This is a genomic window from Pseudomonas syringae, assembly GCF_023278085.1.
GTDB classification, from domain to species: Bacteria; Pseudomonadota; Gammaproteobacteria; order Pseudomonadales; family Pseudomonadaceae; genus Aquipseudomonas; species Aquipseudomonas syringae_Q.
This window is the reverse complement of record NZ_CP066265.1, coordinates 5,297,501-5,318,546: the sequence shown is the minus strand read 5'-3', so window position 1 is coordinate 5,318,546 and position 21,046 is coordinate 5,297,501. Positions and strand designations below refer to the sequence as shown.

The window sequence follows — 21,046 nt, the reverse complement described above, 5'->3', positions numbered from 1 at the left end:
ATCCGTGTCCGGTTGATACTGTCTGGTGCTCTTCAGGGCGTAACGCTGCTAGGCTTGGCATCCTGTGCCCATGATCCGATTGCCCCCGATGCTTGAACGCCTGCTCATCCTGTTCGCCCTGACGTTGACTGCTCAGTCAGCCGGGGCGGTCACGATCTACAAATTCACCGATGCCGACGGCGTGGTGTCCTTTTCGGACCGACCAACGGCCGGTGCATCGGTGATGGTATTCAGGGACCGGATGGTCGAGCGTATCGACCAGCAAGTGCATTTGAGTGTCCGGCGGGATCGGGGCGTGCACAGCCTGTATGTACGCAACGACCTGTACGCGCCGGTCGAAGTCGAGGTCAGGCTTTCCAGTGTGACCAACGTGCTGGGTGTTGCGGGTTCATCCACGACGCTGCGCCGCACGATCCCGGCGCGCAGTAACCAGCGGGTCGTGGTCCTGAGCCCCAAGGTGGTGAGCAAACCGATGAATTACGCGTCGATGCTGACCTCTACGCTGGGCGATCCGAAAGGCTCGGTGCAGGCTTATAAATACCCGTTACCGTGGATTGGTGGTCCGTTTCGTCTGACCCAGGGTCCGAATGGCAAATACAGCCATTTTGGTATCAAGGGACGTTACGCAATGGACATTGCCATGCCCGAAGGCACACCGATCATAGCGGCGCGCGGCGGCACGGTAGTAAAAGTCGAAAACAGCCAGTCGGGCCGGGGCTCTAACGCATCAGGCAACTTTGTGCGGATTCTGCATGAAGACGGCACGATGGGCGTTTACCTGCACCTGATGCAGGGCTCGGTGAGCGTCAGGGAAGGCCAGCGCGTCAGCGTCGGTACCGCGCTGGCACGCTCGGGCAATACCGGCAACAGCACCGGCCCGCACCTGCACTTTGTCGTGCAGCGCAACAATGGCAGTGAACTGGTCTCCATCCCCTACGAATTCGCCACACCGGTGCAGAGCCTGCCCAACTTCGCGGTGGGCGGGAATTAGCACGGCTGACTATCGCGCCAATATTCCACGTTGGCATGCCGTTCTGGACGCTCCGCGTCCGGTGTTGAGTGTGCGGCGCAGCATGGATTTGTGACGCGTAGCGTCACCCACGGCATACCCACGCTGGAGCGTGAGGAACGATAGGCGTCCTAAAGAACACCTATCGTGCCCATGCTCTGCGTGGGCATGCCATTCTGGACGCTCCGCGTCCGGTGTTGAGTGTGCGGCGCAGCATGGATTTGTGACGCGGAGCGTCACCCAAGGCATACCCACGCTGGAGCGTGAGGAACGATAGGCGTTCGGGAGAACACCTATCGTGCCCATGCTCTGCGTGGGCATGCCGTTCTGGACGCTCTGCGTCCGGTGTTGAGCAGGCAGCGCTGGTCTGATCAATCCAGCTTCAGCACCTTGGCCAGGACGATTTTCGGGCCTTTCATCTTTTTGATGATGATGCGCAGGCCTTCGACTTCCATCTGCTCTTCTTCTTCCGGCACGCGCTTGAGGGTGTCGTAGATCAGGCCGGCCAGTGTTTCGGCTTCGATGTGGTCCAGGTCGATGCCCAGCAGGCGTTCGATCTTGAACAGCGGCGTGTCGCCACGGACCAGCAGCTTGCCCGGCTGATACGCCAGAATGCCGCGTTCTACCTTGCGGTGTTCGTCCTGGATATCGCCCACCAGCACTTCAAGCACGTCTTCCATGGTCAGGTAGCCGACGATCTTGCCGTCCGCTTCTTCGACCACAGCAAAGTGCGCGCCGCCCTTGCGGAACTGTTCCAGTAACTGCGACAGCGGCATGTGCCGCGACACGCGCTCCAGTGGACGGGTCAGTTCAGCCAGGTTGAACGATTCGGGAATGTGGTCCAGCGCCGCCAGCTCCAGCAGCAGGTCCTTGATGTGCAGCAGGCCGACAAACTCGCCACGTTCGGCGTCATACAGCGGATAACGGCTGAATTTGTGACGGCGGAACAGGGCGAGGATTTCCTTGAGCGGCGCGTTGAAGTCCAGTGACACCATGTCTTCACGGGAGTTGGCCCAGTCGACCACCTCCAGCTCGCCCATTTCGACAGCAGACGCCAGCACGCGCATGCCCTGATCGCTCGGGTCCTGACCACGGCTGGAGTGCAGGATCAGTTTCAGTTCGTCGCGACTGTAGCTGTGCTCATGGTGCGGTCCGGGTTCACCCTGACCCGCAATCCGCAGAATGGCGTTGGCGCTGGCGTTGAGCAGGTAGATCGCCGGGTACATCAGCCAATAGAAGAAGTACAACGGCGCGGCCGTCCACAGCGACAGCAGTTCCGGCTTGCGGATCGCCCAGGATTTGGGGGCCAGCTCGCCGATAACAATGTGCAGGTAGGAAATGATGAAGAAGGCGGTAAAGAACGACACGCCCTTGATCAGTTCCGGCGTGTCTACGCCCAGTGCCGCGAGCAGTGGCTCCAGCAAATGCGCAAAGGCGGGCTCACCGACCCAGCCCAGACCGAGCGAGGCGAGGGTGATACCCAGCTGACAGGCCGACAGGTAAGCATCCAGCTGCCCGTGCACCTTGCGCAGGATATGCCCGCGCCAGCCGTTCTTCTCGGCAATGGCTTCGACCTTGGTCGAGCGCAGTTTGACCATGGCGAACTCTGCCGCAACGAAAAAACCGTTGAGCAGGACCAGGAACAGAGCAAAAAGAATCATGCCGAAATCGGCGAAGAGTGAAGACAGGTTAAAGCTTGGGGAAGGGTCCATGATGGGGTTTTGCAGGGTCCGTATTGACAGAAAAGGGGGCTATTTCGCGCCAGAAAGACGCCATGAACCCGGCAATGTAACGGCTGAAAGCGCGATTGCCTAGTAGTCTGAATCTTCGCTCTCGGGTTTGGACAATTGGCCGCTGGCGAAGTGGCATGTAAATACGCTGCCTTTACCCGGAACACTGTTGATCTCCAGGTTGCCGTGGTGGCGCAGTAACACGTGTTTGACGATTGCCAGACCCAGCCCTGTGCCGCCGGTATTCGACGCACGGCTGGTGTCGACCCGGTAGAAGCGTTCGGTCAGGCGCGGCAGATGTTTGATCTCGATGCCGATCCCGGTGTCCTGCACGCTCAGATGCGCGCCGCGCTCGTCGGCCCACCAGCGAATGCGGATGACGCCTTCGGCCGGCGTGTATTTGACCGCATTGAAGATCAGGTTGGAAAACGCGCTGCGCAACTCGCTTTCACTGCCCTTGAGGCGCATGGCGCTTTCCAGGCTGATGTGAATCTGTTGATTCTTGCTGCCCGACAGGGCGTTGGCGTCGGCAGTGATGGTCTTGAGCAGGGTGGTGACCTCAACCGGATTATTGTCCGACGGATAGTCCGTAGCTTCGAGCTTGGCGAGCAGCAGCAGGTCGTTGAGCAGCGTCTGCATGCGCCCGCCTTGCTGATGCATCTGTTGCAACGCACGCACCCAGCGCGGGTTCACTTCTTCCACGTTGTCGAGGAGTGTTTCCAGATAGCCGAAGATCACCGTCAGCGGCGTGCGCAGCTCATGGGAGACGTTGGCGACGAAGTCCTTGCGCATCTGCTCCAGCTGATGGATCCGCGTCACGTCGCGCACCAGCATCAGGTGCTCGTTGTTGCCGTAGCGAGTGATCAGCAGTTGAATGCGCAGACGGTCGTTGGTCGGCGAGGGAATTTCCAGCGGTTCGCTGTAATCGCCCTGCGCAAAGTATTCCTTGAAGCGTGGATGGCGCACCAGATTGGTGACGGGCTGGCCGCTGTCCTGCGGGGTCTTGAGGCCCAGCAAGGTTTCGGCTGCGCGGTTCCACCACTCCAGGTTGCCTTCGCTGTCGAGCATGATGACCGCATCGCGCAGCGCCGCAGTGGACTCCTGAACCCGGTCGATGACAGCTTGCAGGCGGCCGCGAACACGTTGGTCACGGCGTTGCAGGTGGTAGATGCTGTCGAAAACTTCGCCCCACAGGCCGTAGCCGTCCGGCGGCGGTTCGTCGGCTTTGTGGCTGCTCAGCCATTCATGCAGACGCAACAATTGCTTGAGGGTCCAGGCCAGATACAGGCCCAGCCCGGCGGCCAGGCTCCAGCCATATTGCCCACTGACCAGGCCGACCAACAGGCAGCCAGTGATCAGTAGCAACATGTGGCGTATCAGGGTGCCGTGCCAATTTTGATTCAATTAAGGGTAAATCCTTGTCTGCTCCGCACTGCTTGCTGCCCTGCGCCGGCGAATCGGTTATCAGCTCTTGGTGGAAAAGCGATAGCCGGTGCCGCGCACGGTTTGTACCAGATTTTCATAAGCGTCACCCAAGGCCTTGCGCAGGCGACGGATGTGAACGTCGACGGTGCGTTCCTCGACATAGACGTTGCCGCCCCAGACCTGATCGAGCAACTGGCCGCGGGTGTAGGCGCGTTCCTGATGGGTCATGAAGAATTGCAGCAGGCGGTATTCGGTCGGGCCCATTTCAGCCGGTTTGCCGTCGATGGTCACGCGGTGGCTGATCGGATCAAGCAGCAGGCCGCCGACTTCGATAGGCGCTTCGCCATCCGTCGGCCCGGCGCGGCGCAGTACAGCCTTGAGGCGGGCGACCAGTTCACGCGGTGAGAACGGCTTGGTGATGTAGTCGTCAGCGCCTACTTCCAGGCCCTGGATCTTGTTGTCTTCTTCGCCCTTGGCCGTGAGCATGATGATCGGGATGTCGCCGGTCAGCTCATCGCGCTTGAGGCGGCGCGCCAGTTCGATGCCGGACGTGCCGGGCAGCATCCAGTCAAGCAGGATCAGGTCCGGCTTGCGGTCGACGATGATCGCGTGAGCCTGCTGAGAGTTTTCGGCTTCAATACAGTCATAGCCGGCCATTTCCAACGCAACGGCGATCATTTCGCGAATAGGCGCTTCGTCGTCAACGATCAGAATGCTCCTGCCAACCATGCTTGAACCTCTTGTCATTTAACTGTCTTGGGGCGCATTAGATAACGGAATTATTGCAGTCGTGTGACAGGTCTACAGGAGGCTAGCACGCTGGCGGTGTGCGGCGGCCGGGATGTGCTTTTATTTAGGGGCGGCGGCTGCGCTCAACGCAGCGCGTAATCGGCCACGATGCCGAGGAATATCGCCAGCCCGGCCCAATGGTTGTGCAGAAAGGCCTTGAAGCAGGCGTCCCGTCCGCGCTGGCGTGTGCTCCAGAATTCCCAGGCGAAGCAGCCTGCTGCTGCCAGCAACCCCAGATAGAAGCACGTACCCAGTTCGAAACGTGCGCCGGCCAGTAACAGACAGCCCAGCGCCAGACCTTGCAAGGTCAGGATGATCACGCGGTCGGCATCACCGAACAGTACGGCGGTGGATTTCACGCCTATCCTCAGGTCATCGTCGCGATCCACCATGGCGTAGTAAGTGTCATAACCCACTGTCCAGAGCAGATTGGCGATGTACAGCAGCCAGGCGGCGGCAGGCAGTTCGCCGGTTTCGGCGGTGAACGCCATCGGCATGCCCCACGAGAATGCCGCGCCCAGCACCACTTGCGGGTAATAGGTGTAGCGCTTCATGAACGGGTAACTGGCGGCCAGCGCCAGGCCGCCGAACGACAGCCAGACGGTGGTCGGGTTGGTGAACAGCACCAGCACAAAACTCAGGCCGACCAGCACCGCGAACAGCGCCAGTGCTTCACGCGAACTGATTTTGCCGCTGACCAGCGGGCGTTGCTCGGTACGTTTGACGTGGCCGTCTACCTTGCGGTCGGCGAAGTCATTGATCACGCAGCCTGACGCACGCATCAGAAACACGCCGACCACGAAAATGAACACGGTTTTCAGCGAAGGCGCGCCTTTGCCGGCAATCCACACCGCCCACAGGGTTGGCCACAGCAGCAGATAAATGCCGATGGGCTTGTCGATGCGTGTGAGCTGAATGAAATCCCAGGCACGCGGGCTCAGGCGATTGAGTGATTTGAGCAGTGACAGGTACATCAGGCGCGGTCCTTGTTATGCAGCACGTTGCACAAAGCGGGTAGAAAGACTTCGGCGACCAGCACGCTCAGCGCGCCACGGCTGAATCGCGAGCGGCGTGCCCACAATGTCGTGGGCCGTTGTGAAGCCGCTGCCGCAGTGGGCAACCCGTCTTCAGGGTAACGACACACCTCAAGCGTGCCACGCGCGAATGCGGGGTCGCTGAACAGCAATTCGCCCAGCGAGCGAGTGCCCAACCGGTCCATATTCAAACCGCCGTCCTGCAAGGCTCCACGGGCAGCTACACTGCGCGCGAACACCCAGTTGCAGCCATTGCCACGCAGATACACTTCGCGGACCCAGCCTTCGCTGTCCGGGGGCAGGTCGAGCGCCCCGCATTCGTCGCGGCGCAAGGGCTGCCAGCCTTCGAACAGCGGAAACACGCTGAAGCCGCCGTCAGACAGACGGTCCAGCCTGCGGGTAAGCGAGTCCTGATTGAACAGCCAGTCGAGAATCACAGGCTCGGGCGGGTCGCTCAGTTGCTCGCGTTGCAGCCAGACCGGGCTAATGAATACGGGGGGATGCTGGGTCACGGTCATTCAGTTTCGACAGCCAACGAGGCCGCGAGCTTAGCATGATTGCTGGCGCTGACCGACGGTCGCCAGAGCTTCTGGTTATAGAATCAGACTTGCATCCGGGCCTGTCGATCAGTACAACGCCCCTTCAGGCGGCAATCGACCGCTGAACTCTATTTAGCCTGACCATCGAGAGAACCGAACATGAAGAAGTGGCAATGCATCGTCTGCGGCCTGATCTACAACGAAGCCGACGGCTGGCCGGATGACGGGATCGCCCCCGGTACACCTTGGCAGGACGTCCCTGAAGACTGGCTGTGCCCGGACTGCGGCGTCGGCAAGATGGACTTCGAAATGATCGAAATCGCCTGATTTCTCAGGTCAACAACCATGAGCTGGAAATAACAATGAGTGCACCTGTCGTCATTATCGGTACTGGCCTGGCGGGCTATAACCTCGCTCGGGAGTTTCGCAAGCTGGACAGCGAGACCCCGCTGCTACTGATCACGGCCGACGATGGCCGCTCCTACTCCAAGCCGATGTTGTCGACCGGCTTTGGCAAGAACAAGGACGCCGATGCCCTGAGCATGGCCGAGCCAGGTGCAATGGCTGACCAGCTCAAGGCAGAAGTACGCACCCATACGCGGATCAGCGGCATCGACCCGGGCCACAAGCGTCTGTGGATTGGCGAAGAAGCTGTCCACTACCGCGATCTGGTGCTGGCCTGGGGCGCCGAGACTGTCCGTGTGCCGGTCGAGGGTGACGCCAGCGATGCCGTCTTCCCGATCAACGACCTTCAGGACTACGCGCGTTTCCGGGCAGCAGCGGCGGGCAAACGACGGGTGCTGATTCTGGGGGCCGGGCTGATCGGCTGCGAGTTCGCCAACGACCTGATTCTGGGCGGTTACGAAGTGGATCTGGTCGCGCCGTGCGAGCAGGTCATGCCTACCCTGTTGCCGGAGGCCGCTGCGGTGGCGGTAAGGGCCGGGCTCGAAAGCATCGGTGCACGTTTCCATCTGGGCCCCGTGCTGACCCGCTTGCAGCGTGGTGATGAGGGGCTGCACGCGCAGCTGTCCGACGGACAGATCATTGCCTGCGACCTGGTGGTATCAGCCATAGGCCTGCGCCCACGGATAGATCTGGCTGCCGCAGCGGGCTTGCAGACCGGCCGTGGCATTCTCGTCGACCGCCAGTTGCAAACCTCGCACGCCAACATCTATGCGTTGGGCGACTGTGCCGAGGTCGATGGCCTGAACCTGTTGTACGTCATGCCGTTGATGAGTTGTGCCCGCGCTCTGGCCCAGACCCTGGCGGGAACACCGACTGCCGTGAAATACGGCCCCATGCCGATCACCGTGAAAACACCGGCGTGCCCGCTGGTGGTTTCTCCGCCGCCGCGTGGAACCGACGGGCACTGGAGCGTCGAGGGCCAGGGCGCTGATATCAAGGCGCTGTGCCACGACGCAGAAGGCAGTCTGCTGGGCTATGCGCTGACAGGATCTGCCGTTATGGAGAAACTCGCACTGAACAAAGTGTTACCTGCGTTATTGACATAATTTCGAAGCATTTTGTCGGATAGTCGCTATATTTCTGCCAATAAAGCGTGTTCGCGGACTGGCGCGGGTAGCGTCGGCATGCCATCCTCGAACTCGTCTGCCGCAACGTAGAGCCGTCGCGGCGCCTTGTTGCCGTTTGTCACAAGCGGCGCGGGACATAAAAACAAAAACCGTAAAAGAGGCTTCATATGCGTAAACCAGAAGTTGTTGCCGCCATTGCTGAAAAGGCGGATCTCACCCAGGAAAAATCCACTCGCGTCCTCAATGCCATCCTTGAACACATTACTGACGCACTGAGCCGCAAGGACAGTGTCACGCTGGTAGGTTTCGGGACTTTTCTGCAACGCCATCGCGGCGCACGTACTGGCAAAAACCCACAGACCGGTGAGCCGGTAAAAATCAAGGCAAGCAACACGGTTGCCTTCAAACCGGGGAAAGCTCTGAAAGACAGCGTTAACCCTTGATACCCGTTGCGCGCCTCGGCGGGAGGCGAGCAACCAGGCACGGGCACTCCATAGAAGAGTGCCCGTTTTGTTTTCTGGGGTGTATGGGGTCGATCTCCTTCGAAACCGGCCTTGTCCTACAGGTTTTGTGCTGACAACCCGCTACACTGCCACGCCGATCCCATAAGCGGATCGAGATCGCCTAGAGGCTGTGTATGAAATTTCGTTTTCTTCTATGGATGCTGGGCTTGCTGATGGCACGCGCCAGTCGTAAAAACCCTGCGTTCCAGCAACAGTTGGCTGGCAAGAACCTGACGTTCCAGTTGCAGACCGCCGATGGCAAGATTGCGCGCCATTTTGTGGTTCAGGACGAGCGTATTCGCAGTGCTAGCGGTCTGGTGGCAGAGCCTGCTTTCGCCATCTTGTTTCGTGATGCCGCGTTTGGATTTGCCACGCTGCAAGCCAGGAACAAGCAGTTGGCGTTCATGAAGGGCATTCAGGACAAAGACATCCAGATCAAGGGCAACCCGGCCCTGGTGATCTGGTTTCAGGGCCTTACCAAGTACCTCAAGCCGAGAAAGAAAGCCGCCTGATCAAGGCAGTTCCAGCCCGCCTGCTGCCTTGTGCAGGGCGCGGAGATGGCCGCCCATCTGTTTGAGATTGGCTTCATTCGCAGCAATTTCTCGGGCGCGAGCTGGCTCCAGCAGGGCACGAACCTCTTTGTCGAGGTCGCCCGTCAGACGCTTGAGCTGCTTCTGACGCTGGCTGCTTTCTGCCTCAAGCCGTTGCCACTCATTGGCCTGCGGCAAGCCATAACCGCCACTGCCCAACAGCTCGGCGGGACGACTGAGGAACCCGCTGCTGGCGAGGATCTCCTGCAGCGTCGTGGTGGCCTTGGACACCTTGCCGTCTTTCAACTCCCGCGCGCCAAGATAGCTCTGTTTCACTTCGTCCTGGGCCAGCAGCAGTTGCCGACGCAGGCTGGCCTGCTCCAGCAGCAGAATCGCAGCGCTGGTGCGCAGGTCCGCCTTGCCAAACCACTGACTGCGCTCACTGGCCGGCAGGGCCATCCACTCTTCCACGGTGTTCTGTTTGATCGGCAGGTGCTTTTTCAGCACTTCGAACATGGCCTGATAGCGATCACGGTAAGAGTCGAACCGGTAGCCCAGGCGTAGCGCTTCCTTGGGATCGTCCAGCACGCTGGTGTCCGCCAGACCCCGGCCCTTCAGGACCTCAAGCAGGCCGTTCGGCAAGATGCTGTCCAGACCGATCAGCTTGGGGTTATGGGTGCCGCTGCGCAGCAGTTTGAGGTTTTCCACGGCGCAGTTGTTGGAGAGGAAGTAATAGTTGCCGTCGTAGCTCCAGTGCATCTCGGCAGCATGCTGAACCAGCCCTTCGATTTCCGGGCGTGACAGCTTGATCGGCACAGAGGCCAGGCTACGCAGTTCGGTCTTGGTGTATTCGTCGATGACTTGAGCCAGCGGCAGCACGAACAGTCGTGACGGGTAAGCGCCCATCAGTCCGTCCCAGCTGGAGAGCTGAACATCACCGACGAACGCCCGGTACGACAGGACCAGATGCTGATCCAGATCGAGGCGGCAATCCGGGCCTCGCGGGCGACCGGGTTTGCAGATGACCAGACGCAGCATGCTGTGGCCCCAACGGCTGGCCCAGTTCTGATTCGCTTCGGCCAGCAGGTAGTCGACCGCATAGACCCGCTCCGGGTCCAGCTTGCCCAGCGGCTCGCGGCCGAAATCGCTGCCCGCATTCAGGTAAGGATAATACGTCGGGCATTCAGCGCGTGCGGCGGGTGCCCAGCCGAAACGCGCCTTGTAATAGGCATACAGCGCAGGACGCCGGCAGGCATAGGCCGGGTCGAGCAGGAAATACTCCATGTTGACGGCCACGAACTCCAGTGGGCTGGTGGTTTCGTAGATGTCCGGGCTACGCGCGACCTGGCCGTTGTGTTCTTCGCGCTCGCCACGACGCCCGACGTATTGCTGCCAGCCCGCGAGGTCCAGCAGGCGCGGGTCATCGCTCAGGGTAAAGCGTCGCTCGGTCTGACCGCGGCAATCATCGGGCAGGCCGACTTTGCCCAGCGAGCTGTTGCGCGACGAGCAGCGGAAGAGGGTGGTGCGCTCGGCTGCCGACCACAGACGGGCGCGGTCATACACATGGGTCAGCTCATGCAGAACGGTGGCCAGCAGTTCGCGGCGCACGGTGCCGTGCGGGCGGCCTGTCTCGGCGGTGGCTGCCGAGCCATCCGTCAGGGAGGCGAGCAAGTGGCTGTTGAGATACAGCTGATACGGACCGGCAGCCTGCCCGTAGGCATTTTGCGGCATGTCACTGGACCAGCTCACTTCAACCTTGCGGTCCAGTGCCTCGACAAAGCTCGGCGGTAGCGCGTGCATGGCTTCGTCGAGCAGCGCCTGGCTGGCGTGTTGTTGAGCGTCGTCGAGGCCGTCAGTGTGCAGTTCCAGCTTCAGGCTGGCAAAGGCATGCGTCCCGACCAGCGACAGCGCGCCAGCAAGCAGCCAGGCGCGAAGTCGCCTCACAATGCGAGGATTGCTTCAGCCAGGGTCTGATCGCTGGCACCGCGTGCTTCCGGCAAGCGGGTGCGCAGTGTGTCGAAGGCCGCATCGAGCTGGGCTCCGTGGATATCGCCACCGCTGGCGACGTAGCTGGCGGCATCGTCCTTGGCCTGAATCACGACCTTGGAGTCACGAATCGAGGTGGTGGTGTCCGAAGTGAAGTCGATAGTACGGCCGAACGCGCGAACGATGATGTTGCTCGTGGCCACAACGGTCTGGGCCTGGGCAAGGTCGGCCAGCAACAGCAGGCCGAGGGAAGCAGCAATCAGCGGGGTACGCATTTAGTGACGTCTCCAGTACGCAAAAAGGGGAAAAGTGGCTATTGGACGAGGATTGCCTGCGCCAGTTCAAGGTCGCTGGCATGAAGTTTTACATCTGCCTGACGCAAGGCGTGCAAGGCTGATTCGAGCCGTGCGCCGCGCAAGTGTCCGTCGCTGGCAATGAAGGCCGCAGCGTCGTCCTTGGCCGCCATGATCAGCTTGTTGTCGAAAGGTCCTGTGGTGACCTGACTGGTCGCGTAGCCGGTCTTGACCAGGCCTTGCGTGCTCGTATCGAACGCCTGGGCCTGACCGATGAGCATCAGGCTGGCAAAGGGTGCGATAAACAGAAGGTGCAATAAACGCATGGCTTTCACAAACCGGCAAAACAGGCGTCAAGGCTAGCGCAATGCTCTGGCCAGAGCTACCCCGGCGCCTTGCCGGGGCGCAACGTGTCAGATGGCCAGGATGGCCTGAGCCAGTTGACCGTCGGTGGCTTGCAGTTCCGGCAGTTGCTGACGGATGTGCTGCAAGGCACCTTCCAGGCGAGCGCTACGGATATCGCCGGAGCTGGCGACAAAGCTGGCCGCATCGTCGCGTGCCGCCAGGACGATTTTGTCGTCCTTCAGGGACGAAGACACATTCGACGTGGCACGGGTCGAAGCGTTGACGGCATCGACCACGGCATCAGTGGTCACAATAAAGCTGGAGGCATGGGCACCTGCTGCAGCGGTCAACAGGAAGGCAGCGCCAAGGGTACGGAGCAGAGACATGATTGAGTTCCATCGTGGACAAAGGGGCACAGGCTGCTTGCGAAGCCAAAGGGCTGATGTAGAGCGCTAGACTATCCCACCGGCAGAGCGCTGTCATGATGACTGAGCGGAGGGAGAGCAAAATGGTTACCGGCAATGAGTAACTGTGCTGCTAGATTTTGTAATTTATATAACTGTACTGCTTTGGCAGGATTTAGCAAAAACCTCACCCTGAAACGACAAGACCCGTCTCTGTTGCCAGAGACGGGTCTTGTATGAAGCAATTCGGGTTGCTGGCGGGAAGCCCTTGGGCTTGGGACCAGCGAGCGCTAAATCAGCGCCAGAACGGCTTGCTCAGCTCTTCGTAACGCTGGGATTCGCTGATACCGGCGTCAGCCAGCAGGCGTGCATCCAGACGGGCCAGTTGATGGCGGCTGGACAGGCGACGCTGCCAGAGCATCAGGTTGGCGAATACGCGCAGAGGCAAAGAGGCTTTTGCGGTGTTGACGGTGCTTTCGCTGAACAGATCGGAACTGAGTGTACGTTCCATGGTGTGACTTCCTTCCGCTTGTGGCGGGATTAGTGAGTTGCTTGACTGGTGCCCATTCTCCTCGCTCGTGTACAGCTTCCATAGGCACAGTTCATCTGTATTGTGCGGGTTCAGTTAACTGTGATTGGGCACTGTTTTGTTCATAAATGGGGCAACTGTACCGGTCAGCACTTTTGTGGTGCATTTTGTGCTCTATTGTGGTGTTTTTCGTGTTTTAAGGCAGTTTTATGACCGGTACAGAAGTACAGTTTTTTGAAATGCTCATCAGCTCAGGCGGGAAGTGAATTCGAAAAGGTAGTATTCACTTCCAACTGTCCTGTTCAGTCCACCAGCATTCGTCCGGTTTCTTCCAGGTTGATGTGCCAACTCAGTGCTTCGCGAAGGATGTGCGGCGTGTGTCCGCCGATCACGCAGGCGGCATTGAAATAAGCGTTCAGGGCGTCGCGGTAGTCCGGATGCACGCAGTTGTCGATGATCACCCGCGCGCGTTCGCGGGGTGCCAGGCCACGTAAATCAGCCAGGCCCTGTTCGGTGACCAGAATGTCGACGTCATGCTCGGTGTGGTCGACATGGCTGACCATGGGCACAACGCTGGAAATCGCGCCGCCCTTGGCAATCGACTTGGTGACGAAGATCGCCAGATGCGCGTTGCGTGAGAAATCCCCGGAGCCCCCGATGCCGTTCATCATTCGCGTGCCGCAGACGTGGGTCGAGTTCACGTTGCCATACAGGTCGAATTCCAGCGCGGTATTGATACCGATGATCCCCAGGCGGCGGATAACCTCCGGATGATTGGAAATCTCCTGCGGGCGCAGCACCAGCCTGGACTTGTAGCGATTGAAGTCGGCAAAGACTTCCGCGTGTTTGGCCGCTGACAGGGTCATTGAGCTGCCCGATGCGAAACTCAGCTTGCCGGCATCGAACAGGTCGAACGTCGAGTCCTGCAGCACCTCGGAATACATGGTCAGGTCGCTGAACGGTGATGCCAGCAGACCGTGCATCACTGCGTTGGCGATGTTGCCGATGCCCGCTTGCAGTGGCATCAGCTTGTCGGTGAGGCGGTCTTCGCGCACTTCGTTCTTGAAGAACGCCACCAGATGATTGGCGATGGCCTGGGTGTCGGCGTCTGGCGGCGTGACGGTGGACGGTGAGTCGGGCTGATTGCTGATGACGATGCCGACGATCTTCGCCGGGTCGATCTTCACCGCATGGCTGCCGATACGTGAATCGGCTTCCAGCACCGGGATCGGCAGGCGCGTCGGGCGGTAGCTGGGAATATAGATGTCATGCAGGCCTTCCAGCTCCAGCGGCTGGGACAGGTTGATTTCCACGATGACCTGTTTGGCTAGAATCGCGAAGCTGGCCGAGTTGCCGACGGAGGTGCTGAGCACCAGATGGCCTTCTTCGGTGATCGCTACGCATTCGATCACCGCCAGGTCCACCGCCTTGATCTGTCGGTTGCGCAGCATTTCCACGGTGTCGGACAAGTGCTGGTCGATGAACATGACCGTGCCGTTGTTGATGGCCTTGCGCAACGTGCTGTCGACCTGAAAAGGCATGCGCCGCGACAGGACGCCGGACTCGGTCAGTTGCTTGTCCAGGTCATTGCCCAGGCTGGCGCCGGTCATCAGGCTGATCTTCAGGGGCGTAATTTTGGCGCGTTCGGCCAGTGCGTGGGGCACGGCCTTGGCTTCACCCGCGCGGGTGAAGCCACTCATGCCGACGGTCATGCCGTCTTCAATCATGGCGGCAGCATCGGCTGCGCTCATAACCTTGCTCATCAGGGAGGGCAGGCGGATACGGTCACGGTACATGGGTTCTGTCTCGGCGTTGGAAGCAAAGCGACAAGTCTAGAGCGTTGGACGGGCTTCGTCCTGCTACCAAGGTCGCATTTGAGGGCTCTGATTGGCGGCTCTCAGCACAAAACACTGTTGCTTGAAATGTAAAAAGCCCCGGTCGTCCAGGACGCCGGGGCTTGGCTTGAACGAGAGCAGGCTAGGCGTTTTCGACGGCCTTCACCATGTCCTCGATCACCTTTTTGGCGTCGCCGAACACCATCATGGTCTTGTCCAGATAGAACAGCTCGTTATCCAGCCCCGCGTAGCCGCTGGCCATTGAGCGCTTGTTGACGATGATGGTCTTGGCCTTGAAAGCTTCCAGGATCGGCATCCCGGCAATGGGCGACTTCGGATCGTTCTTGGCGGCCGGGTTGACGACGTCGTTGGCGCCCAGCACCAGCACCACGTCGGCCTGGCCGAATTCGGAGTTGATGTCGTCCATCTCGAACACCTGGTCGTAAGGCACTTCGGCCTCGGCCAGCAGGACGTTCATGTGCCCCGGCATGCGTCCGGCCACCGGGTGAATGGCGTACTTCACGGTGACGCCGCGATGCACCAGCTTTTCCGTCAGCTCCTTGAGCGCATGTTGCGCGCGAGCCACCGCCAGGCCGTATCCCGGCACGATGATCACCGTGTCGGCGTTGGTCAGCAGGAAGGTTGCATCGTCTGCCGAACCTGACTTCACCGGGCGTGCTTCCTTGGCACCCGCCGGGCCTGCCGAGTCGGTTGCGCCGCCGAAGCCGCCACCGATTACGTTGAAGAAGGAGCGGTTCATCGCCTTGCACATGATGTAAGACAGGATCGCACCCGACGAACCCACCAGCGAACCGGCGATGATCAGCATCGAGTTGTTCAGCGAAAATCCGATGCCGGCTGCCGCCCAGCCTGAGTAGCTGTTGAGCATCGAGACCACGACCGGCATGTCGGCACCGCCAATCGGGATGATCAGCAGCACGCCAATCACGAACGCCAGTGCCAGCATGATCGCGAAGGCGGTCAGGCTGCCGGTGAACATGAAGGTCAGGCCGAAGAACAGCGTAGCGAGGCCAAGGGCAAGGTTCAGTTTATGCTGACCGGAAAACTGTACCGGTGCGCCCTGGAACAGGCGGAATTTGTACTTGCCCGACAGCTTGCCGAAGGCGATCACCGAACCGGAGAAGGTGATTGCGCCAATGGCAGCACCGAGAAACAGTTCCAGACGATTGCCCGCCGGAATGGCGTCGCCCAGGTGGCGAACGATGCCCAGTGACTGCGGCTCGACAACGGCGGCGATGGCAATGAACACCGCTGCCAGACCGATCATGCTGTGCATGAACGCCACCAGTTCCGGCATCTTGGTCATCTCGACCCGCTTGGCCATGATCGAGCCCGCCGTACCGCCCACCAACAGGCCGACCACGATGTAGCCGATTCCTGCGCTGGTGCCTTCCGCTGTCGACAGGGCCGCCAGCTTGAACACCAGACCGATGGTGGTGATGACCGCCAGGCCCATGCCGAGCATGCCGAACAGGTTGCCGCGGCGCGAGGTGGTCGGGTGCGACAAGCCCTTGAGCGCTTGAATAAAGCAGATCGAAGCGATCAGGTACAACAGCGTGACCAGATTCATGCTCATGACTTGGGCGCCTCGTCTTTCGCCTTGGGAGCCTTCTTCCTGAACATCTCAAGCATTCGCCGAGTGACCAGAAATCCGCCAAATACATTCACTGCCGCCAGTGCCACGGCCAACGTGCCCATGGTCTTGCCTAGAGGCGTGACAGTCAGAGCCGCGGCGAGCATTGCACCGACGATGACAATCGCGGAGATGGCGTTGGTGACGGCCATCAAGGGTGTGTGCAGCGCAGGCGTGACGTTCCAGACCACGTGGTAGCCGACATAAATTGCCAGTACGAAAATGATCAGGTTGTAGACGCCGGGGGAAATAAAATCTTCCATAGGGTATGTCCTCAGCCGTTTTTGCGGACGGCGTTTCCGTCGCGGCACATCAGGCACGCGGCGACGATGTCGTCTTCGAGGTTGATCGAGAATGTGCCGTCCTTGTCGAACAGCAGCTTCATGAAATCCAGCAGGTTGCGGGCGTAGAGCGCAGACGCATCGGCGGCAACCAGTGCCGGCAGGTTGGTGTGCCCGACGAGGGTGACGCCATGCTCGACGATCACTTGATCGGCGACGGTCAGCGGGCAATTGCCGCCTTGCGCGGCGGCCAGGTCAATCACCACCGAACCGGGCTTCATCTGTGCAACGGTTTCCGCGCCGAGCAGCACCGGTGCCTTGCGGCCGGGAATGAGTGCGGTAGTGATGACGATGTCCGACAGTTTCGCGCGCTCATGCACGGCGACCGCCTGGCGTTGCATCCAGCTGGCCGGCATGGGCCTCGCGTAGCCGCCAACGCCTTCGGCACATTCGCGCTCTTCGTCGGTCTCGTAGGGCACATCAATGAATTTCGCGCCCAGCGACTCGATCTGCTCCTTCACTGCCGGACGCACATCCGAGGCTTCCACCACTGCGCCCAGCCTTTTGGCAGTGGCAATGGCCTGCAGACCGGCAACGCCTGCGCCGAGGATCAGCACCCGTGCGGCTTTGACGGTGCCGGCAGCGGTCATCAGCATGGGCATGAAGCGCGGGTAATGATGTGCGGCGAGCAGCACGGCCTTATAGCCTGCAATGTTGGCTTGCGAAGACAGCACATCAAGGCTTTGCGCACGCGATGTACGCGGTGCAGCTTCCAGGGCGAACGCGGTAATGCCACGCGCGGCCATCTTGCCGATGAGTTCGTTGTTGAACGGGTTGAGCATGCCGATGAGCACCGAGCCGCTTTTGATCAGGGCCAGTTCGTCATCGCCCGGCGCGGCGACCTTGAGGATCAGCTCACTCGCGTACGCCTCGCTCGCGCTGCCAATGGCGGCGCCTGCTGCTTCATAAGCACTGTCTGGAACGCTGGCATGAACCCCGGCTCCGCTCTGCACGGTGACTTTGTGTCCCTGGCTGATCAGCTTTTTGATGGTTTCCGGGGTAGCAGCTACCCGGGTTTCGCCCGCTTGTGTTTCGAGAGGAACACCAATGTGCACGACAAATCTCCTGCGCGATTTTTTATCGTTCGTATGTAGGCCAGGGCACTACGGCTGGTGCGTCCGGCTTGGCCAATCAGCAGACCCCTTTGCAGCGGGGGCGGGGCATTTTGCAGGCGAAGTTTGCGGGCTTCAATACATTCTGTAACGAAACTATAGATGAACTACAAGTCACACTGTGACCTATTGTCGCAGTTTTTCGATTTTGCCCTTTATCTATAGGCTTTTGGCGGTATTCCTTACGAAAAACAGGTGATAGAAAATTTTCTGCAGAAAATCTGGAAAAAGCACTGAATAGACCTAAAGTCCCTATAAATAAAGGGGTATGTCAGGTTCTTCATGATTACTCGTAAGTTTCTTCATAGCGACATAAGTTTATATCTGTAGGAGATAAAGCGCATGGACTACCTGAGGCTGGGTTCAGGTTTTTCCTGGGGCAACTGATAAGCACGGGCCTGTCCCACCAGCCAGTCACGAAACGCAGTCAGCGATGCCGATTCCACTTTGCGCTCGGGAATCATCAGGTGATAGGCCTTGCTGCCGGGCAGTGAGCGGTTGTTTGCGATCACCAGACGCTTTTCCTGCAGTTCGCGCTGGATGAGGAAGGGAGGAATAAGGGCGATGCCCATGTCGTGCATGGCCGCCTGCGCCAGCATGGAGAACAGTTCATAGCGGGGACCGGTCATGTCGCGCGCGACATCCAGAGCCTGCGCATTGAACCATTGCCGCCAGGCGTAGGGCCGGGTGGTCTGCTGCAGCAGCGGCAATTCCGCCAGCTCGCGGGCCCCCAGGCTGTCGCGACCTTCAAGAAAGGAGGGGCTGCAGACCGGCATGGAGTTTTCGCTCATCAGCCTGTGCGACTGGGTGCCGGACCAGTCGGCATCGCCAAAATAGATAGCGGCATCGAAGTCGGTGTCGGCAAACAGGAATGGGCGGGTACGGTTGGTCAGATGGACCGTGACGTCGGGGTGCTTGTGCTGGAAGTCCTTCAGGCGCGGCAGCAGCCACTGAGTGCCGAACGTCGGCACCACGGCGAGCTCGATGGCGTTGGCACCTTGCTGGCCCATGACCGACAGTGTGTCGCGCTCGACCGCGTCCAGTTGCTGGGCCACACGACGACTGTAGGAAAGCCCCGCTTCCGTGAGCTTTACGCCCCTGCGCGAACGCCGGAACAGTTCGACGCCGAGAAACTCCTCCAGTCCGCCGATTTGCCGACACACAGCGCCTTGCGTGAGGGAGAGCTCATTGGCGGCCTTGGTGAAGCTCTCGTGGCGGGCGGCTGCCTCGAAACTGACCAGTGCGGTGGTGCTGGGTATCTTGCGTCTCATGTACTTTCTTCTCACTGGTATTTTTGTTTTAGAGCGCAGTTTGGTGCTACAGAGTGAGAAATTAGCACAGCTACTTGATAAAACCTCGTTTGTCGCTGACCTGGGCCAGGGCTAGGATCGCTGCAGGATTTCATCTGAACGCGAGGAACTGGCATGAGCGGTAAGGCAAGCTTTAACTGGATTGATCCCTTGTTGCTGGATCAACAGCTCACTGAAGAAGAGCGCATGGTCCGCGACACGGCCGAGCAGTTCGCCCAGAGCAAGCTGGCCCCGCGCGTTCTGGAGGCCTTTCGTCACGAGAAAACCGACCCGGCCATCTTTCGCGAGATGGGCGAGGTGGGGCTGCTGGGGGCGACCATCCCGGAAGAGTTCGGCGGCAGTGGTCTGAATTACGTGTGTTACGGGTTGATCGCGCGTGAAGTCGAACGTATCGATTCGGGCTATCGGTCAATGATGAGTGTGCAGTCCTCGCTGGTGATGGTGCCGATCAATGAGTTCGGTACACAGGCCCAGAAAGAAAAGTACCTGCCAAAACTGGCTTCTGGCGAATGGATCGGCTGCTTCGGCCTGACCGAGCCTGACCATGGCTCTGACCCGGGCGCGATGATCACCCGTGCTCGAAGCGTCGAGGGTGGCTATCGCTTGAGCGGCAGCAAGATGTGGATCACCAACAGCCCGATTGCCGATGTGTTCGTCGTGTGGGCCAAGGATGATGCCGGAGATATCCGTGGCTTTGTATTGGAGAAGGGTTGGGCGGGGCTGAGTGCGCCGGCCATTCATGGCAAGGTCGGGCTGCGCGCTTCGATTACCGGCGAGATTGTCATGGACAATGTGTTCGTGCCGGAAGAGAACATCTTTCCGGGCGTGCGTGGTCTCAAAGGTCCGTTTACCTGCCTCAATTCGGCGCGGTACGGCATTTCCTGGGGCGCGCTGGGCGCAGCGGAGTTCTGCTGGCACACCGCGCGGCAGTACACCCTTGATCGCAAACAGTTCGGGCGCCCGCTGGCGGCCAATCAGCTGATCCAGAAAAAGCTCGCGGACATGCAGACCGAGATTACCCTGGCCCTGCAAGGTTGCTTGCGATTGGGGCGCATGAAGGATGAAGGCACGGCAGCGGTCGAGATCACTTCGATCATGAAGCGCAACTCGTGCGGCAAGTCACTGGATATCGCGCGCCTGGCCCGCGACATGCTGGGCGGCAATGGCATCTCGGACGAGTTCGGCATCGCCAGGCATCTGGTCAACCTGGAGGTTGTGAACACCTACGAAGGCACGCACGACGTGCATGCGTTGATCCTCGGGCGTGCGCAGACCGGCATTCAGGCTTTCTATTAAGGAGGGCTGAGCATGGGGGCGCTTTCGCATATCCGGGTGCTCGACCTGTCGAGAGTCCTGGCCGGGCCATGGGCCGGGCAGATCCTTGCTGACCTCGGCGCTGACGTCATCAAGGTCGAGCGCCCCGGGTGTGGCGATGACACTCGCTCGTGGGGGCCGCCGTTCCTTCAGGATGCTGCCGGGCAGAACACCACCGAGGCGGCTTATTACCTGTCTGCCAATCGCAACAAGCAGTCAGTTACCATCGACTTCACGCGTCCTGAAGGGCAGCGGCTGGTGCGCGAGCTGGCGGCGAAGTCTGACATCGTGATTGAAAACTTCAAGGTCGATGGGCTGGCGGCCTACGGACTGGATTATGAGTCGTTGAAGGCGGTCAACCCGAGGCTTATCTATTGCTCCATTACCGGCTTCGGGCAAAGCGGGCCATATGCGCGGCGTCCGGGTTACGACTTCATGATTCAGGCGCTGGGTGGTTTGATGAGCCTTACTGGTCTGCCAGAGGATGAAGAAGGCGCCGGGCCGGTGAAGGTCGGCGTCGCATTGACCGACATTATGACGGGCCTGTATTCGACAACTGCCATTCTCGCCGCTCTGGCGCATCGTGATCAAAGTAATATCGGGCAGTACATTGATATGGCGCTGCTGGACGTGCAGGTGGCCTGTCTGGCCAATCAGGCCATGAACTACCTGACTACAGGGGTCGCGCCCAGGCGTTTGGGAAATGCTCATCCCAACATCGTGCCGTATCAGGATTTCCCCACTGCTGATGGCGACCTGGTCCTTACCGTTGGCAATGACAGTCAGTTCAGGAAGTTCGCCGCTGTGGCGGGGCAGCCGCAGTGGGCGGAGG

Annotated in this window: 22 protein-coding genes (1 of these 22 only partly in view); 7 read left to right on the top strand and 15 right to left on the bottom strand. The window is 59.9% G+C overall.

Annotated features, from left to right (window positions below; genetic code table 11):
* The first annotated feature begins 88 nt into the window (after positions 1–88).
* Positions 89–991: a peptidoglycan DD-metalloendopeptidase family protein gene (locus tag I9H07_RS23575; RefSeq protein WP_024675877.1), complete on the top strand. Its 903-nt coding sequence runs from the start codon at positions 89–91 to the stop codon at positions 989–991.
* 389 nt (positions 992–1,380) lie between these two features.
* On the opposite strand, the gene I9H07_RS23570 is transcribed toward I9H07_RS23575, so the two are convergent.
* The 5 genes from I9H07_RS23570 to I9H07_RS23550 form a co-directional block, all read right to left on the bottom strand.
* Complete coding sequence (locus tag I9H07_RS23570) at positions 1,381–2,721, bottom strand: hemolysin family protein (RefSeq protein WP_024675726.1); 1,341 nt, start codon at positions 2,719–2,721, stop codon at positions 1,381–1,383.
* A 99-nt stretch (positions 2,722–2,820) separates the two neighbouring features.
* The gene (phoR, locus tag I9H07_RS23565; RefSeq protein ID WP_024675725.1) at positions 2,821–4,143 is read right to left on the bottom strand and encodes a phosphate regulon sensor histidine kinase PhoR; all 1,323 of its coding nucleotides are present in this window, start codon (positions 4,141–4,143) and stop codon (positions 2,821–2,823) included.
* Positions 4,144–4,203: 60 nt separating this feature from the next.
* Positions 4,204–4,893 carry a phosphate regulon transcriptional regulator PhoB gene (gene phoB / locus I9H07_RS23560; RefSeq protein WP_004881608.1) on the bottom strand — a complete coding sequence of 230 codons (690 nt, stop codon included), beginning with the start codon at positions 4,891–4,893 and terminating at the stop codon, positions 4,204–4,206.
* A gap of 143 nt (positions 4,894–5,036) precedes the next feature.
* Entirely contained in the window at positions 5,037–5,927 is an 891-nt protein-coding gene (ubiA, locus tag I9H07_RS23555) for a 4-hydroxybenzoate octaprenyltransferase (RefSeq protein ID WP_058392097.1), read from the bottom strand.
* A complete protein-coding gene (locus I9H07_RS23550) occupies positions 5,927–6,499 on the bottom strand; it encodes a chorismate--pyruvate lyase family protein (RefSeq protein ID WP_024675723.1) in 573 nt (190 codons plus the stop codon). The genes ubiA and I9H07_RS23550 overlap by 1 nt, the downstream gene beginning before the upstream one ends.
* Before the next feature lie 186 nt (positions 6,500–6,685).
* Between I9H07_RS23550 and I9H07_RS23545 the strand changes: the two genes are divergently transcribed.
* The 4 genes from I9H07_RS23545 (at position 6,686) to I9H07_RS23530 (ending at position 9,073) form a co-directional block, all read left to right on the top strand.
* Positions 6,686–6,853 (top strand): rubredoxin, encoded by a 168-nt coding sequence (locus I9H07_RS23545; RefSeq protein WP_024675722.1) that lies wholly within the window; start codon positions 6,686–6,688, stop codon positions 6,851–6,853.
* Positions 6,854–6,888: 35 nt separating this feature from the next.
* A complete protein-coding gene (locus I9H07_RS23540) occupies positions 6,889–8,037 on the top strand; it encodes an NAD(P)/FAD-dependent oxidoreductase (RefSeq protein ID WP_236425066.1) in 1,149 nt (382 codons plus the stop codon).
* A gap of 188 nt (positions 8,038–8,225) precedes the next feature.
* The gene (locus I9H07_RS23535; protein WP_024675720.1) at positions 8,226–8,501 is read left to right on the top strand and encodes an HU family DNA-binding protein; all 276 of its coding nucleotides are present in this window, start codon (positions 8,226–8,228) and stop codon (positions 8,499–8,501) included.
* 194 nt (positions 8,502–8,695) lie between these two features.
* Complete coding sequence (locus I9H07_RS23530; RefSeq protein WP_236425766.1) at positions 8,696–9,073, top strand: SCP2 sterol-binding domain-containing protein; 378 nt, start codon at positions 8,696–8,698, stop codon at positions 9,071–9,073.
* Here I9H07_RS23530 and I9H07_RS23525 read toward each other — a convergent pair whose 3' ends face one another.
* The 10 genes from I9H07_RS23525 to I9H07_RS23480 form a co-directional block, all read right to left on the bottom strand.
* A complete protein-coding gene (locus I9H07_RS23525; RefSeq protein ID WP_236425767.1) occupies positions 9,074–11,035 on the bottom strand; it encodes a DUF4105 domain-containing protein in 1,962 nt (653 codons plus the stop codon).
* Positions 11,032–11,352, bottom strand: coding sequence for a DUF2388 domain-containing protein (locus tag I9H07_RS23520; protein ID WP_024675717.1), 321 nt, complete (start codon positions 11,350–11,352; stop codon positions 11,032–11,034). Before I9H07_RS23520 ends, I9H07_RS23525 begins: the two co-directional genes overlap by 4 nt.
* A gap of 38 nt (positions 11,353–11,390) precedes the next feature.
* Positions 11,391–11,696, bottom strand: a complete 306-nt coding sequence (locus tag I9H07_RS23515; protein ID WP_024675716.1) for a DUF2388 domain-containing protein — start codon at positions 11,694–11,696, stop codon at positions 11,391–11,393.
* Positions 11,697–11,783: 87 nt separating this feature from the next.
* Complete coding sequence (locus I9H07_RS23510) at positions 11,784–12,101, bottom strand: DUF2388 domain-containing protein (RefSeq protein WP_024675715.1); 318 nt, start codon at positions 12,099–12,101, stop codon at positions 11,784–11,786.
* A gap of 313 nt (positions 12,102–12,414) precedes the next feature.
* Complete coding sequence (locus I9H07_RS23505; RefSeq protein WP_024675714.1) at positions 12,415–12,630, bottom strand: DUF1127 domain-containing protein; 216 nt, start codon at positions 12,628–12,630, stop codon at positions 12,415–12,417.
* A 320-nt stretch (positions 12,631–12,950) separates the two neighbouring features.
* Entirely contained in the window at positions 12,951–14,444 is a 1,494-nt protein-coding gene (locus I9H07_RS23500) for an acetyl-CoA hydrolase/transferase family protein (protein ID WP_024675713.1), read from the bottom strand.
* Between the two features lie 181 nt (positions 14,445–14,625).
* On the bottom strand, positions 14,626–16,080 hold the full coding sequence (locus I9H07_RS23495; protein ID WP_236425635.1) for an NAD(P)(+) transhydrogenase (Re/Si-specific) subunit beta: 1,455 nt from the start codon (positions 16,078–16,080) through the stop codon (positions 14,626–14,628).
* Complete coding sequence (locus I9H07_RS23490; RefSeq protein WP_024675711.1) at positions 16,077–16,400, bottom strand: NAD(P) transhydrogenase subunit alpha; 324 nt, start codon at positions 16,398–16,400, stop codon at positions 16,077–16,079. Before I9H07_RS23490 ends, I9H07_RS23495 begins: the two co-directional genes overlap by 4 nt.
* A gap of 11 nt (positions 16,401–16,411) precedes the next feature.
* Positions 16,412–17,533 carry a Re/Si-specific NAD(P)(+) transhydrogenase subunit alpha gene (locus I9H07_RS23485; RefSeq protein WP_024675710.1) on the bottom strand — a complete coding sequence of 374 codons (1,122 nt, stop codon included), beginning with the start codon at positions 17,531–17,533 and terminating at the stop codon, positions 16,412–16,414.
* 404 nt (positions 17,534–17,937) lie between these two features.
* Positions 17,938–18,861: a LysR family transcriptional regulator gene (locus I9H07_RS23480; protein WP_058825104.1), complete on the bottom strand. Its 924-nt coding sequence runs from the start codon at positions 18,859–18,861 to the stop codon at positions 17,938–17,940.
* A gap of 153 nt (positions 18,862–19,014) precedes the next feature.
* Between I9H07_RS23480 and I9H07_RS23475 the strand changes: the two genes are divergently transcribed.
* Together I9H07_RS23475 and I9H07_RS23470 are read left to right on the top strand one after the other, a co-directional pair.
* Positions 19,015–20,196, top strand: coding sequence for an acyl-CoA dehydrogenase (locus I9H07_RS23475; protein WP_236425634.1), 1,182 nt, complete (start codon positions 19,015–19,017; stop codon positions 20,194–20,196).
* A 12-nt stretch (positions 20,197–20,208) separates the two neighbouring features.
* Positions 20,209–21,046, top strand: the 5' portion of a protein-coding gene (locus tag I9H07_RS23470; RefSeq protein WP_236425633.1) for a CaiB/BaiF CoA transferase family protein. The gene runs 383 nt beyond the window's last position; only the first 838 of its 1,221 coding nucleotides appear in the window; the start codon lies at positions 20,209–20,211; its stop codon lies beyond the right edge, outside the window.

Bases quoted from the DNA above. Each gene is read 5' to 3' on its own strand.
- I9H07_RS23575 (WP_024675877.1), top strand. From the start codon at position 89: ATGCTTGAACGCCTGCTCATCCTGTTCGCCCTGACGTTGACTGCTCAG.
- I9H07_RS23570 (WP_024675726.1), bottom strand. From the start codon at position 2,721: ATGGACCCTTCCCCAAGCTTTAACCTGTCTTCACTCTTCGCCGATTTC.
- phoB (WP_004881608.1), bottom strand. From the start codon at position 4,893: ATGGTTGGCAGGAGCATTCTGATCGTTGACGACGAAGCGCCTATTCGC.
- ubiA (WP_058392097.1), bottom strand. From the start codon at position 5,927: ATGTACCTGTCACTGCTCAAATCACTCAATCGCCTGAGCCCGCGTGCC.
- I9H07_RS23545 (WP_024675722.1), top strand. From the start codon at position 6,686: ATGAAGAAGTGGCAATGCATCGTCTGCGGCCTGATCTACAACGAAGCC.
- I9H07_RS23540 (WP_236425066.1), top strand. From the start codon at position 6,889: ATGAGTGCACCTGTCGTCATTATCGGTACTGGCCTGGCGGGCTATAAC.
- I9H07_RS23535 (WP_024675720.1), top strand. From the start codon at position 8,226: ATGCGTAAACCAGAAGTTGTTGCCGCCATTGCTGAAAAGGCGGATCTC.
- I9H07_RS23530 (WP_236425766.1), top strand. From the start codon at position 8,696: ATGAAATTTCGTTTTCTTCTATGGATGCTGGGCTTGCTGATGGCACGC.
- I9H07_RS23520 (WP_024675717.1), bottom strand. From the start codon at position 11,352: ATGCGTACCCCGCTGATTGCTGCTTCCCTCGGCCTGCTGTTGCTGGCC.
- I9H07_RS23515 (WP_024675716.1), bottom strand. From the start codon at position 11,696: ATGCGTTTATTGCACCTTCTGTTTATCGCACCCTTTGCCAGCCTGATG.
- I9H07_RS23510 (WP_024675715.1), bottom strand. From the start codon at position 12,101: ATGTCTCTGCTCCGTACCCTTGGCGCTGCCTTCCTGTTGACCGCTGCA.
- I9H07_RS23505 (WP_024675714.1), bottom strand. From the start codon at position 12,630: ATGGAACGTACACTCAGTTCCGATCTGTTCAGCGAAAGCACCGTCAAC.
- I9H07_RS23500 (WP_024675713.1), bottom strand. From the start codon at position 14,444: ATGTACCGTGACCGTATCCGCCTGCCCTCCCTGATGAGCAAGGTTATG.
- I9H07_RS23495 (WP_236425635.1), bottom strand. From the start codon at position 16,080: ATGAGCATGAATCTGGTCACGCTGTTGTACCTGATCGCTTCGATCTGC.
- I9H07_RS23490 (WP_024675711.1), bottom strand. From the start codon at position 16,400: ATGGAAGATTTTATTTCCCCCGGCGTCTACAACCTGATCATTTTCGTA.
- I9H07_RS23480 (WP_058825104.1), bottom strand. From the start codon at position 18,861: ATGAGACGCAAGATACCCAGCACCACCGCACTGGTCAGTTTCGAGGCA.
- I9H07_RS23475 (WP_236425634.1), top strand. From the start codon at position 19,015: ATGAGCGGTAAGGCAAGCTTTAACTGGATTGATCCCTTGTTGCTGGAT.